At 57.9% G+C, this 13,911-nt stretch carries 13 protein-coding genes; 8 read left to right on the forward strand and 5 right to left on the reverse strand.

Features of this window, described 5'->3' with window-relative positions:
• Nucleotides 1-374: prephenate dehydrogenase/arogenate dehydrogenase family protein (locus WBG04_RS14810; protein WP_424315227.1), on the reverse strand; the 374-nt coding region annotated here is incomplete at its 3' end.
• Nucleotides 375-442: 68 nt separating this feature from the next.
• Nucleotides 443-862, reverse strand: a complete 420-nt coding sequence (locus WBG04_RS14815) for a hypothetical protein (RefSeq protein WP_424315228.1) — start codon at nucleotides 860-862, stop codon at nucleotides 443-445.
• A 206-nt stretch (nucleotides 863-1,068) separates the two neighbouring features.
• Between WBG04_RS14815 and WBG04_RS14820 the strand changes: the two genes are divergently transcribed.
• The gene (locus tag WBG04_RS14820) at nucleotides 1,069-1,284 is read left to right on the forward strand and encodes a hypothetical protein (RefSeq protein WP_424315229.1); all 216 of its coding nucleotides are present in this window, start codon (nucleotides 1,069-1,071) and stop codon (nucleotides 1,282-1,284) included.
• Between the two features lie 331 nt (nucleotides 1,285-1,615).
• Nucleotides 1,616-5,077 carry a pyruvate carboxylase gene (locus WBG04_RS14825; RefSeq protein ID WP_424315230.1) on the forward strand — a complete coding sequence of 1,154 codons (3,462 nt, stop codon included), beginning with the start codon at nucleotides 1,616-1,618 and terminating at the stop codon, nucleotides 5,075-5,077.
• Between the two features lie 15 nt (nucleotides 5,078-5,092).
• On the opposite strand, the gene WBG04_RS14830 is transcribed toward WBG04_RS14825, so the two are convergent.
• On the reverse strand, nucleotides 5,093-5,500 hold the full coding sequence (locus WBG04_RS14830) for a DUF4259 domain-containing protein (RefSeq protein WP_424315231.1): 408 nt from the start codon (nucleotides 5,498-5,500) through the stop codon (nucleotides 5,093-5,095).
• 40 nt (nucleotides 5,501-5,540) lie between these two features.
• On the reverse strand, nucleotides 5,541-6,365 hold the full coding sequence (locus WBG04_RS14835) for a PPK2 family polyphosphate kinase (RefSeq protein WP_424315232.1): 825 nt from the start codon (nucleotides 6,363-6,365) through the stop codon (nucleotides 5,541-5,543).
• Nucleotides 6,366-6,480: 115 nt separating this feature from the next.
• Between WBG04_RS14835 and WBG04_RS14840 the strand changes: the two genes are divergently transcribed.
• The 6 genes from WBG04_RS14840 to WBG04_RS14865 are packed head-to-tail and all read left to right on the forward strand — an operon-like array spanning nucleotide 6,481 to nucleotide 13,226.
• Nucleotides 6,481-8,031 (forward strand): hypothetical protein, encoded by a 1,551-nt coding sequence (locus WBG04_RS14840; protein ID WP_424315233.1) that lies wholly within the window; start codon nucleotides 6,481-6,483, stop codon nucleotides 8,029-8,031.
• Nucleotides 8,032-8,059: 28 nt separating this feature from the next.
• Entirely contained in the window at nucleotides 8,060-10,156 is a 2,097-nt protein-coding gene (gene ppk1 / locus WBG04_RS14845; protein WP_424315234.1) for a polyphosphate kinase 1, read from the forward strand.
• 6 nt (nucleotides 10,157-10,162) lie between these two features.
• Nucleotides 10,163-11,521, forward strand: a complete 1,359-nt coding sequence (locus tag WBG04_RS14850; RefSeq protein WP_424315235.1) for an esterase/lipase family protein — start codon at nucleotides 10,163-10,165, stop codon at nucleotides 11,519-11,521.
• Nucleotides 11,427-11,753: a hypothetical protein gene (locus WBG04_RS14855; RefSeq protein WP_424315236.1), complete on the forward strand. Its 327-nt coding sequence runs from the start codon at nucleotides 11,427-11,429 to the stop codon at nucleotides 11,751-11,753. Before WBG04_RS14850 ends, WBG04_RS14855 begins: the two co-directional genes overlap by 95 nt.
• 48 nt (nucleotides 11,754-11,801) lie before the next feature.
• Nucleotides 11,802-12,983, forward strand: coding sequence for a tyrosine--tRNA ligase (gene tyrS / locus WBG04_RS14860; protein WP_424315237.1), 1,182 nt, complete (start codon nucleotides 11,802-11,804; stop codon nucleotides 12,981-12,983).
• Between the two features lie 3 nt (nucleotides 12,984-12,986).
• Nucleotides 12,987-13,226, forward strand: coding sequence for a glutaredoxin family protein (locus WBG04_RS14865; RefSeq protein ID WP_424315238.1), 240 nt, complete (start codon nucleotides 12,987-12,989; stop codon nucleotides 13,224-13,226).
• 468 nt (nucleotides 13,227-13,694) lie between these two features.
• Here WBG04_RS14865 and WBG04_RS14870 read toward each other — a convergent pair.
• Nucleotides 13,695-13,911 (reverse strand): hypothetical protein (locus tag WBG04_RS14870; RefSeq protein WP_424315239.1); only part of this gene is annotated, 217 nt, incomplete at its 5' end.

Here is a 13,911-nt window from a genome sequence, read left to right on the forward strand (position 1 = left end):
GACCCAGCCATCGGATGACCACCAATGAAGGGAATCCCTCTCGCTTCAAGCATCTCTCCTGGGACCCGATGAACGACTCGCTTCACACTTCCTACATCAGTTACGAGCGAGTTCGAAGACAAACCATTCTCAAGCGCCAACTCCATCAAGGGCCCCATGGCTCCAACCGGCACACTCAAAATCACCAGATCGGCTTCGGACAGGGCTTCCTTCAAATTGGTCGTCGCACTTCTGATCCCCAAATCGCGAGCGCTTGCCACCGACTGATCCCTGCGCGCCCACAAAGAAACTTCAAGTCGATCTTGAAGAGCCATCGCAAGGGAGCCGCCAAGCAGCCCACCACCAAGAACCGTAATCTTCTCTAACTCTTTCAACACCCTTGCTTACGAAGAAGCCGGACCCGGAGGTCCGGCTTTGGGAAATCCAAAACACTTGGCGATTCTCAAGGAACCCGGAAATATTTTTTCTCGGCGGGTGGATAGGTCGGATCCGCAACCATGGTGCCACTGGCGAAATCCTTCACATTGATCATCTTGTTGTTGTAAGGACTGAAAACGAAGCCATCACGACCAGGAACTCTCCGAGCAACAGGAACGGCAGGCTTCGCCTCTGGGCTACTCGGCCGTGGATCCTGAACCGTTTCGCTGATCTTCTCCTTTTCCATATCTGGCTTGGTTTTCTCCACAGCTTCCGAAGCCGTCCCCGTGTCAGGCCCCTGAGTCGCCGGAACTTCTCCCAGGCCCGCTCCACGGTTCTGTGCCACATCACTTGGAGGCGTCGGCGGCGCCTCATCAGGCACTGGGGAGCAGGAAACGATCCAGCCAGTGAGAACCACGGCGCTGAGAGGAAAAGCAATTTTCATAAGGTCGGAAGTATGTCGCGCCTCCAAATTTCCTGAAGGCGACCGAGAGTTTCAAACTTCCTCGTCCCAAGGTCAAGCCGGAGACCGCATCTAAATGAGCTGAATTTCAAGATTTTGATCACAAGGCCAATACCGCTCGGCCCGAGACTCATCCCGAGCAACTGGACGGACTTGCCGACCACGAGCGGGCGACGCAGGCTGCCGCCATGCACGAAGCGCCCATTATGGTCAAAGGTGAGGTTCTCCGAGTCTTGAAGGCCGAACTCTACGAGGTCCGCCTGCCGAACGGCAAAATCACCCTCGGTCACCTCTCAAAACGCCTCAAATCCACATCGCAGATGCCCGAAGTCGGACAGTTCGTGAAAATGGAGATGACACCCTTCGACTTCGATTCCGGCCGCATCGCCGAGCGGCTCGATTAGCAACTGGGCGGGACCAATCGCTCAAGGACGACCACCAAGAAAACAACACCGGCAACACCGGCAACGAGGTCAATGGGTTCCACCCAAAAGAAACCCAACCCGTACAAAATGAAGCGGCCCGACCGATTTACCCCTGGAAAAACCCAAAACCAGAAAGCATTTCAGCCGGACCGCCTACTAATTGTCGCGACGCACGGAACATATTGACTCCCCCGGATTGGTCAACCAAAAAACGCCGAAAACTTTCCAGTAAGGCATTTCCGCGGACCCGCTGCGCATGAACTGATTCCGCTTTGCCCATTTCCACTTTCCCCCCTAGGAAGAACACAACATGACGAAAGACAAGCTTTTGGCCGCCAATCGAGGTGAGATCGCGATTCGAATCTTTCGAGCAGCCAACGAATTGGGACTCAAGACAGTTTCCATTTATGCCGAAGAGGACCGCTTCTCCCGCCACCGCTTCAAGGCAGATGAGGCTTATGAACTCAACAAGGACAAAGGCCCGGTTGGAGCCTACCTCGACGTCGAGGGGATTGTCGCCCTTGCCAAGTCGAAGGGCGTCACCCTGATCCACCCGGGATACGGTTTTCTCTCCGAGAATGCGGAGTTCGCCCGTGCCTGCGCTCGGGAGGGCATCACTTTTATCGGCCCCTCCCCGTCTTTGCTCGAAAACATGGGGGACAAGACGGCCGCTCGCGATCTGGCGAAGCGATACCATGTCCCCGTCTTACCAGGCACCGAGGAAGCGATCACAGAAATCGAAGACGCCCTGAAAGCCGCCAAGGAAATCGGATTCCCACTGATCATCAAGGCGGCATTCGGCGGCGGCGGACGAGGCATGCGGGTCGTCGAGCAGGAAGACCAACTCGAGAGCCTGCTCGCTGAAGCGCGAAACGAAGCTGAAAACGCTTTCGGAAACCCTGCAGTGTTTCTCGAACGATACATCAAACGCGCCAAGCACATCGAAGTTCAGATCCTGGGAGACCGCCATGGCAACGTCGTCCACCTCCACGAACGCGACTGCTCCGTGCAGCGCCGTTACCAGAAGGTCATCGAGATCGCCCCATCCATCGATCTTGATCCCGAGGTCCGAGACGCGCTCTGCGAAGCCGCCGTCGTCCTGGCGAAGGGGATCGGCTACGACAACGCCGGCACGGTCGAGTTCCTCTACGACATGGATCTCAAGGACTGGTTCTTCATCGAAATGAATCCACGGATTCAGGTCGAGCATACCGTGACCGAATGCGTCACCGGCATCGACTTGGTGCGTTCACAGATCCTTGTCGCGAAAGGTGAATCGCTGCATGGCGATGAGGTCGCCATACCACCCCAAGACGAGATCCCCTGCACCGGCTATGCCATCCAGTGCCGGATCACCACCGAGGATCCGGAGCGGAATTTCTCGCCCGACTATGGCCGCATCCTGAACTACCGCTCGGCGGCGGGCTTCGGAGTTCGTCTTGATGCCGGCTCAGGAGATGCCGGCTCGGTGATCACACCGTTCTATGATTCGATGCTGGTCAAGCTGACCACCATGGGGCGGAGCTTCCCGATCGCCTGCACCCGTATGGACCGTGCCCTTCGCGAATTCCGGATTCGTGGTGTTAAGACCAACATCCCCTTCCTCGAGAACGTCATCGCCGACGAGACCTTCCGCAGCGGTCAGGCTCACACCAAATTGATCGACTCCAAGCCAGAACTACTGAAGTTCAAGCAACGTCGAGACCGCGCTACCAAACTCCTGTCTTACCTCTCCGACATCACGGTCAATGGCAACCCAACCGCCAAAAATTGGAAGCCCGCCAAGCCCATCCCTCAGCCCCGGGTTCCTGAACGGAGATCGGTCACACGCGACCCCAAAAAGGAAATCGTCCATACCAAGCACCTGCTGACCGAATTGGGACCGGAGAAATTCTGCCAATGGATTCTGGACCAGAAGCGACTGCTGATCACGGACACCTCGATGCGCGATGCCCATCAGTCGCTCATCGCCACCCGCATGCGCACCACCGACATGCTGCGAATTTCGGAAGCCTACGCCACCGGACTCCCCGAGCTTTTCTCCATCGAAATGTGGGGCGGCGCGACCTTCGACACCGCCATGAGATTCCTCAGGGAGTGCCCATGGGAACGTCTCCGATTACTCCGTGAAAATATTCCCGGAACACTCTTTCAGATGCTGTTCCGTGGATCCAATGCGGTCGGATATTCAAACTATCCGGACAATGTCGTCGCTGGCTTTGTGAAGCATTCTGCCGACGCCGGTATGGACATCTTCCGCATCTTCGACTCCCTGAATTACCTGCCCAACATGAAGGTCGCGATGGAGGCCGCCCGGGAACATGGCAAGGTGCTTTGCGAAGCCGCGATTTGCTACACGGGCGACATCCTCGACGAGAAGCGCAGCAAGTTCTCCCTCGACTACTACATCCGCAAGGCCAAGGAGCTCGAGAAGATGGGCGCGCATATCCTCGCCATCAAGGACATGGCAGGTCTCTGCAAACCCCAGGCCGCCTACAATCTGGTTCATGCGCTCAAGCAGGAAATCGGCATTCCGATTCACTTCCACACTCACGATACCTCAGGGCTGAATGCCGCGTCTGTTATCGCCGCATCACGGGCGGGCGTGGACATCGCCGACCTTGCGATCGCTTCCCTGTCCGGCACGACCAGCCAGCCGAATCTGAACTCCGTCTGCGCGACCCTGAACAACTCCGAGCAGGATCCGGGCATGGATATCAAGATCCTGAATGAGATTTCGGACTACTGGGAAGAGGTTCTTGAGCAGTATGAACCCTTCGACTCCGCCCCTCGGGCTGGCACGGCCGAGGTCTACGATCACGAGATGCCGGGCGGGCAGTACACGAACCTGCGCGAGCAGGCCAACGCCATGGGACTCGGCCATCGCTGGCACGAAATCGCCAATACCTATGCTGAAGTCAACCTGCTCTTCGGTGACATCGTGAAGGTGACCCCATCCTCCAAGGTGGTCGGCGATATGGCGATGTTCCTCATCACGCGGGGGATCAAGCCCGCCGACGTCACCAAACTGAAGCCGGGCTCGATCGACTGGCCGGAAAGCGTCATCGACATGCTCGCCGGAGGACTCGGCCAACCCGATGGCGGCTGGCCAGCCGAACTGCAGAAGGTCGTTCTCAACAACAAACCCTCAACAACCCAGCGCCCGGGCGAACTTGCCGAAGCGGTCGATCTTGAGAAGACCAAGGAAAGCCTCAGTGAGTTTTTGAAACGTCCGGCGACCACGGACGACCTGTATTCCCACCTGATGTATCCTCAGGTCTTCTCGGAATTCATGGCAAGTCGGAAAGTCTACGACGACCTTAGTGGACTACCAACCGCCGCCTTCTTCTACGGGCTGACTTCAGGCGAGGAAATTGAAGTGATCATCGACAAGGGCAAGACCCTGTTCATCAAGCTGGTCTCGATCGGCGATGCCGATGACGAAGGCCGTCGCACCTTGTTCTTCGAATTGAACGGCATGCCGCGGGAGTGCGTGATCACCGATGCGAGCCGCGCCCACAATGCCGCCCCCACCCGTATCAAGGGAGATCCCTCTGATCCGAAACAGGCCTGCGCTCCAATGCCGGGTATGGTCACCGAAATCGACGTCTCACCCGGCCAGGTGGTCACGGAAGGCGAGAAGCTCGTCGTGCTTGAAGCGATGAAGATGCTCACCACCGTTTGTGCCGTGGCCGATGGCATCGTCAAGGACGTGCTGGTGAAGAAGGGTGATCAGATCGACAGCGACGACCTGCTCATCCGTCTCGAGTGAGGAGGCTTCACCCCTTCAGCTCAGTCGCTCTTTCAGCGAGGCGAGTTCCTTTTTCCAGTCATCGTAGTCGTCACTTTCCTCCCAAGCTTCCCGCAGCTCGGAAGGACGGTTGAAGACTCGATCAATGGACTTCCGTGCCTTCCTCGCCAAGGACTCGGTAAATTCCAGTTCGTTGTCGTCCAGCCATCCTTCGATCTGATCGGCATGGTCCCCGCCCTTGCCCGGTTGACCCGCCAACCAGGCCACGACTTCAGCCGCGCCGATGGCCTCCTCGCCGATCTGCATTTCCACGGTTTCGTCCCCAGCAGCCAGGACCTCGTCAAAGGCTTCGTGGATCATTCCAAGGTCAGAAGTATCCACCAATTCGGCCAGCCAATCAGTGGCTGAATCGTTTCCAAAAGCACCAGCATCCCAAGCATCCATGACCATCCCTAGTTCGACGAATCCAGCCCTGTCAATCCGTTCAATCAATCTTAATGGATCCGGGGTCCCAATCGGGCTCCGGAAATCTGAGATCCAGGCCCTCCAAAGTATCCCGAAAGAGCCTCGCAACACACAGATTCCGATACCACTTCTTGTCGGCCGGAATCACATGCCAGGGTGCGTAGGACGTACTCGTTTTCTCGATCATTTCCTCATAAACCTTCATGAACTCGCCCCAGCGGGCTCGGTCCTTGAGGTCGTCCGGATTGAATTTCCAGTGCTTCCCAGGGTTCACCAAACGGGACTCGAGCCGCCGCTTCTGCTCATCCTTGGAAATATGCAGGAAGAGCTTGATGATCGTGGTGCCCTCCTCGGCAAGCATGCGCTCGAATTCAATCACATGACGATAGCGCCGCTTCCAGACCTCATCGGGATAGAGCTTCTTCACTCGAACCGCGATAATGTCCTCATAATGGCTTCGGTTGAAGACCACGATTTGACCGTTTCCGGGCACGTGCGGGTGGATCCGCCATAAAAAGTCATGAGCGAGATCCTCCTCACTCGGCTTCTTGAAGGACTGAACATCAATGCCCTGTGGATCAACCCGTGAGAAAACATGCTTCACGCAGCCGTCCTTTCCGCCGGTATCCATGGCTTGAATGACCACCAGAATGCGGTGCTTGCTCTGAGCATAGAGAGTTTTCTGAAGCTTCTGGATTTCATTCCGAAGCTCATCAAAGAGCTCAAGCGTGTTGTACTTGTCTCCGTCCGGACAAAGCTTGGCGCAGTCGGGATCGATCTTCGCGAGATTCACCTTCCCCCCCTCCTTGATGCGATACTCCTTTGCCGGGTCCCCTATGTTCATAGCTTCCGATGCTCCGTGCCCTGATCATGCAAGAAAAGCCTCAAATGGCCGAATCGTTGTGATGTCACGTTTTCCGGATTGCATGCGTCCCCCGCTTCATCACTCTTTTTCAGCGATGGCAGATCTTACCGATAGCGAATCTTCGACCGGCTCACTTGCCACCGCCGTCCACGTCGGCGCGAGTTCGGTGTCGATGCTGATTGCCGAGCAAGCGGATGACGGGACATTTCACCCTCTCGATTTCCTCGAGCAGCCCGCCCCGCTCGCACGCGACATTTTCCGCTACGGCCGAATCAGCCCCGAAACGACCGAACGCATCGTTGAAATCCTTCAGGGCTTTCTCTCGGCGGCCTCCGAAGCCGGGGTGGGAAGCGCGGTTACCTCGCGAGCACTGGCCACTAACATTTTGGTTGAAGCCAACAACCATGACGTCTTCCTCAACCGCATTCGCATCGCCTGCGGACTGTCGATCAATCCGATCGACGACGGCGAAATGACCCGCCTGATTTATCTGAAAACGCGGCGGAGACTTCGAGATACTCCGGCCATGAAGCGGCGAAACACCTTGGTGCTCCACGTCGGCCCGGGGAACACGCGCGCTCTGCTCTTCCAAGACGAGGCGATCACCCGCTACACCAGCTACCGCCTTGGCGCCCATCGGACTCGCGAAGCCATCGAAAGCTCGCACGCCGGAGGCCCTGCACTGCAACGTGTCATCCGCGAGAATGCCTCGGGAAATCTCAGCCAGCTGAAATTCGACTACCACGATGTCGATATCGAGGCACTCGTCGTGATTGGTTACGAAATTCAGCAAGTCAGCTCATTCCTCGCCCGTCAGGACGGGGCTTGTCCGGCCAAAACCCTGCGCAAGCTTTCAGAGCAGGCGGCCAACATGAGCGACCTCGAACTCGTTCAACACTTCAAGATCGACTACCAGACGGCAGAAGCATTGGTGCCAGCCCTCGAGACCAATCTGGCGATCGCGGAAATCCTCGGACTCAAGGAATTGCACATTCCCCACAGCGACTATGAGCAGGGACTTCTCCAAGACTTGCTAATCTCCGGAAAACTTTCGGATTCACTCGACCAGGAGGTCCTTCGCTCGGCACGCATCCTCGCCTCCCGCTACCAGTCGGACCCGAGACACGGCGAACATGTCTCACGCATCTCCCTGCATCTGTTCCACGAGCTTCAGGACCTGCATGGCATGAGACCCCACGACGCGATGCTCCTGCACGTCGCAGGCATCCTTCACGAAGTCGGAACCTTCATCAGCCCGCGCGCGCACCACAAGCACTCGGAATACATCATTCTCAATAGCGAGATCTTCGGTCTCGATCGACAAGACGTCACGACGGTCGCGCTTGTCTCACGCTACCATCGCCACTCCGGCCCGAAAACCGATCATCCCAAATACAACGAACTCGGCACTGCGGATCGGATCCGGGTATCCATGCTCGCCGCCATTCTACGAGTTGCCGACGCCCTTGAACGAACCCACGACCAAAGGGTGCACGAAATCGTCGTCACTCGCCGCGAACGTCGCCTCCACCTCAACCTCCCCGGCTTGAGCAATACCGCCGTCGAACGCCTCGCGATGCAGAGCAAGGCCGATCTGTTCGAGCAGGTCTTCGGCCTCGAAGTCGTGATCGACGACGCCTCCTGACCCCGCCATTATCGACACGCATCCTGTCATGTCCTTACCCTACATCAACCGCGAGCTCAGTTGGCTCGAATTCAACCAGCGGGTTCTCAACGAAGGCCTCCGCGCCGACCTTCCTTTGCTCGAGCGGGTCAAGTTTCTCGCCATCACCGCTTCGAACCTCGACGAGTTTTTCCAGGTCCGTGTGGGTGGGCTGATGCTGATGCGACGGAGTGGCAGGAAAACTCCCGACGTCTCCGGCCTAACACCTCTTCAGCAGCTTCAGGCGATCCGGCGGCGAGTCCAGAAAATGCTCGACGATCAGTATGGCCTGCTTGCCAACGAGCTGCTCCCTGCACTTGCGGAAAACGGCATCCACCCGCTCCAGATGAAACAGCTGGATGCTGTCCAGACCGATCAGGTTTCCGCTCAGTTTCACGCCAACATTTTTCCCCTCCTCACCCCGCTTTCGGTGGAAGCCGACGGCGACCCACCTCTCGTCCCAGCTCTGCAGTTGACCGTCGCCTGCAAATTGGTGGACGAGGAAACCAAGGCCATCCGCTTCGTCCTCATTCCCATCCCGGAAAGCCTCGGACGTCGGATCACCGTCACTCACTCGGCGGGAGGGCTCGCTTTCGTCCTCATCGAGGACGCGGTCGCCAACCTCGCTGGCACCCTTTTCCCCGGTGAGAAGGTCTTGTCGACAGGCTGCTTTCGCGTCACCAGAAACGGTGACATCGCCGTTCAGGAAGAAGACGCGATCGATCTAGCAGGTGAAATGGAGGACGTGCTCGCCGCCCGAAAACTATCGGACACGGTCCGGCTCGAACTGCAAGTGCCCCTCCCCCGTGACCTCACACGGGTGATTCAAGACATCAGCCAGGCCAAGCCCCAGGTCGTTTATCGGATCAACGGGCCCCTCGGGCTGAGTTCGTTCATGGATCTCGCTTTCCTGCCGGACTTTGATCGACTCCGTGACGCCGAATGGCCCTCCCAGCCCTCAGCCGCGATGAGTCCGGGAGAATCCCTCTTCGATGCCATCTCCCGACACGACATCCTGCTTCATCATCCCTACGAGAGCTTCGAGCCGGTGCTCCGCCTGATGGAAGAAGCCGCCGATGACCCGGATGTCATTTCCATCAAACAAGTCCTCTACCGCACGGCCAAACAATCGCGGGTGATCGACGCCCTCATCCGCGCTGCGGAAAACGGCAAACACGTGACGGTGCTGGTCGAACTCAAGGCTCGCTTCGACGAAGCGCGAAATCTTCACCGTGCTGAAGAACTGCAACGTGCCGGCGCTCAGATCGTCTATGGCGTGAAGGGTCTCAAGACCCACGCGAAAATCTGCCTCATCATCCGCCGCGAGGCCGGCCGACTTCGCCGCTACGTCCACCTCGGAACCGGCAACTACAATGAGTCCACGGCCCGCCTTTACACCGACATCTCGCTACTGACCTGCCGTCCCGAATACGGCGCGGATGCTTCGCTCTTCTTCAATGCGGTAACCGGCCGCTCAAAACTTCTGCGCTTCCAACGATTGGTGCCGGCACCCAATGCCATGAAGCCGAAACTCCTTGAACTCATCGCCTCGGAAGCCGAGCGCGCCCGCCAAGGAGATCCGGCCAGGATCCTGGCCAAAGTCAACTCGCTCCAGGACCCCGAAATCATCGCCGCGCTCTACGAAGCCTCAACGGCCGGTGTCGACATCCAGCTCAACGTTCGCGGCATCTGCTGCCTCAAAACCGGCGGCAAACGCCGAGCAAAAAACATTCGCGTCGTTTCCATCATCGATCGCTACCTCGAGCACGCCCGTTTGTTCTACTTCCACGGCGGCGGTGACCCGGAGATCTTCATTTCCTCCGCCGATTGGATGGGAAGAAACCTCGACCGCCGCGTCGAACTCATGATTCCGATCGAGGATCCTGGCGCGCGCAGGCAGTTGCTCAGAATCCTCGAAACCTACTTCAAGGACACCGCACAAGCCTCGCTGATTCTGCCGGATGGAAGCTCCGAAAGAATTCTGCCAGCCAAAGGGAAAAAACCCTTCCGCGCCCAAGAGTATTTTTTCCGCCAGGCGCGACGTGCGGCCAAGGCCCGCGAACACGAGCGGGCCATGACCCTCGAACCCCACGTTCCCACGGACTGAACCCCCATGCCTCAGCTCCATCGAACCATCGTTCGTCACTTTCTTCCGTTTCTCGCCGCCCTGATCCTCTGTCAGTGTGGTCCTCCTTCGCCGCCATCATGCCAGAAATCACCAAGGGATTCGCGGCAGGATCCCACGGTGTTAGTCGACACCGCCCGCCAAGCATGGGTTGAGATCGGCCGCACCGGATCGCCTGCGGCAAGGGAACGCTACAACACGGCCATCGCCAAGCTGCTCGACCAGATCTGTTGTGGTCGAGGTGACCGCCTCGCCAAAGCGGTGGCCATGGGCACCGTGATCGACACCTCCCACTCCCTCGGAGCGGGCGTCAACTTCAAGGAGCTCGATGCCTTTGTTCCGGCTTCATCGATCGAAATGGACGAAGTTGGAACCAGAAAAGTGGATGCAGGTCTCGGCGTCCCTTCGGTCGGCTGGATCTCCTACAATCCGGGTGAGACGGAGCGCTATCCCTTCGCCCCTCCGACCGGCTTGCCTCTGAACCTCACCGCAGTGCTCGATTTTGATCGTTCCCCACCCACCTGGCGGATCGTCTATCCGGGGCGAGTGGAAACCATCAGCGTCAACGGACGCGAACAAGCCCTCGCGGCCGACTGGTCCGCCGCTCCGGCACTCTATTGGAAGATGAGCGACCTCGACGATCAGGACCTTGCCAAGGTGCTGCTACCCGGACGTTTCACCAACCAAACCAACCTCTACGCCGCGGCACCCTACGATCCGGAAAAGATTCCCGTGCTCTTCGTTCACGGCCTCTACTCAAGCCCCGGAACCTACAAGGTCATGTTCAACGAACTCATGGGAGAAGCCTGGTTCCGCGAGAATTACCAATCGTGGTTCTTCAGCTATCCCACCGGCACTTCATGGGTCTACAACGCCGCGTTTTTTCGCGATCATCTTCGGCGGGCCACCGAAGCCGCAAAGAAACAGGGCAGTCTGACCAACTGGAACAAGATGGTGGTGGTCGGCCATTCGATGGGAGGGGTGATTTCCCACGCCTCACTGATCGATCCCGGTACCCGATTCTATGACGATCGCTTCGACGAACCGTTAGAAGATCTCAGGGTTTCAAAAGAGACCCGCCAAGCCATCCGATGGACAACACTTTACGAACCCATCGAAGAACCCTCGCGTGTCATCTTCATGGCCGCGCCGCACCGAGGCTCCCCCTTCCGCCAATCGGTTTTTCTCCCGCTTCATCGACAACCTCATCCGACTTCCCAAAACCCTGACGATCGATCTGGTCGATGTCACCATGAGCGAACTCGGAACCGCCCTCACCGACGGCAAGAACGCCCGACCGATCCAGACTTCGATCGGCACCCTCGCTCCGAACTTCAAGGGCTATGATTCACTCAATGCCTCGCCCCTGCGTTCCGATCTGAAAGTCCACTCGATCATCGGCGATCGCGGCCGCGGTGACAGCCCCGAGAGCTCCGATGGGATCGTCCCCTACTGGTCCTCCCACCTCAAAGTTGCCCGCAGCGAACGGATCGTCCCCTACAGCCACACCCTCACCACCAAGCCGGAGACCATCGAGGAGGTAAAGCGCATCCTCCAGCTGCATCTCAAGGAGCAGTAGCCCGCTCGCCACTTGCCATCATCGATCCAGTGGCCTAAACCGCGCCCCGTGACGCCTGAAGCCCAGCTAGACATCCTCACCGCCGGCACCGCCAAGGTCCTGTCCGAAAAGGAACTCCTCGAAAAACTCCGCCTCGGTCGCCCATTGCGGATCAAGCTCGGCGTCGATCCCACCGCGCCCGACATCCACTTCGGGCACACGGTTCCTCTCGAAAAGCTCCGCCAATTTCAGGAACTCGGGCATCAGGCCGTGCTCTTGATCGGCGATTTCACCGCCACCGTCGGCGACCCCTCCGGCCGCTCCGCGACCCGCCCGCCGCTGACCCGCGAGCAGGTCCTCGTCAATGCCGAGACCTACACCGAACAGGCCTTCAAAATCCTCGACCGCGAGAAGACGGAAATCGTCTACAACGGCGACTGGTTCCGCAAAATGACCTACGAGGACGTGCTGCGGCTCAACGCCCGCGTGACCCTCCAACAGATGCTCCAGCGCGAAGACTTCCGCACCCGCATCGACTCCGCCACCGAAGTCCGCCTCCACGAACTCCAGTATCCCGTCATGCAGGGCTGGGACTCGGTCGAGATTAGAGCCGACGTCGAAATCGGAGGCACCGACCAACTCTTCAACATCCTCGTCGGTCGCGACCTGCAGAAAGAAGAAGCTCAGCCACAACAGGTCGTCATGCTCGTCCCCCTTCTCGAAGGCCTCGATGGTGTCAAAAAGATGTCGAAGTCCTACGACAACTACGTCGGCGTGAACGACCCCTCGCTCGACATGTTCGGCAAGCTCATGAGCGTCTCGGATGACCTGATGGCCCGCTACTACCAGTTGCTCCTCGGCGAAACCCTGGACCCGGCTCTCCATCCCATGGAGGCCAAGAAGGCCTTGGCCCAGAAACTCACCAGCCGCTACCATGACGCCGCCGCCGGCCAAGCCGCCCGCGACGACTGGGATACTCGTTTTTCAAAAAAGGACCTCGCAGCCGCCGAACTCCCCGAAATCGCGATCAGCACCCTGCCTGCCGAACTCACCGTTCTCAGCCTCAGTGCCCACGTCTTCCAAACTTCCTTCGGAATCTCCAAATCAAACGGCGAGCTAAAGAAGCAGTTCATCACCCCCGGCTCGGTACAACTCAACGGAGACAAGCTCACCGACCCCAACGCAGCAGTCTCGCCCGCCAATGGAGACATCCTCAAACTGTCCAAAAAGCACGCCGTGCGATTCATCTGAACCATGAGAACCCTCTACATCAAACCCGGCTGCCCGTGGTGCGACGACGTCGTCGCCTTCATGAAAAAGCAGGACATCGAGCATGACACCGTGATCGTCTCCGGCAACCACGAAGCCATGCAGCAAATGATCACCCTCTCCGGCCAGAGCAAGGCCCCGACGATGAACTGGGAAGGCGAAGTCCTCGCCGACTTCGGCGTCGAAGAACTCGTCCCCTTCCTCAAGGAACGCGGAGTGCTCTGAATAGTTGCCGCCTGCGTTTCAGCAAGCCTTGCACTCCAAAAACTTGTCACAGAAGGCAAGCAAGGAAACGAAGGTCCCGAGCCATGGATTCCTCGTCTTCGCTTCGTTACCTTCGTTTCCTTCTGTAAGAACCCGCGCTCACCGTATCGGTCATACAAAAAGGCCCGCCGTCTGCTCCAATCGGCTAAATACGGAGAAGGAGTTTTTAACTTCTTCCGCCTCAACCCAAGGCTTGTCACCCGTCTACGAGGCAAGCTTCCCACTTCCATCGCCTCCTCTAACACACAACGAACTTCCAAAGTCCGTCTCCATATTCTCCCCTATAAGCACTTCGACCCCATGCGACAGAACAAAGCTCCACGACTTGTCTTCCAGGGTTCGTAGTTCCGCCTTCAGGCGGTCGAAGCAACCCAAGATGCCGACTGAAGGCGGACAGACAAACCGCCTGCCTGGAGCTCAGCCGAGCTCCTACTCGTTCCAGATTTCCTCAAGCATGGCCACTACTAATGGATTCACGGATTCCTGAGGTGATGGTCGCCCAAAGGATGCCTCTCCACCATATCCAGACAGAATGACTCCAAGTTGGCTAAAAAGACTAGAAACCTTGACTGACCCGAATGGCACGTGATTAAGGCCGTCCGTCGTTGATTTTCTGTTAGATTTTGCTCCACGAAAAACCCTGCCT

Origin of the sequence: Haloferula sp. (assembly GCF_049672945.1) — a bacterium.
In the GTDB taxonomy this organism is placed as follows: Bacteria; Verrucomicrobiota; Verrucomicrobiia; order Verrucomicrobiales; family Akkermansiaceae; genus Haloferula.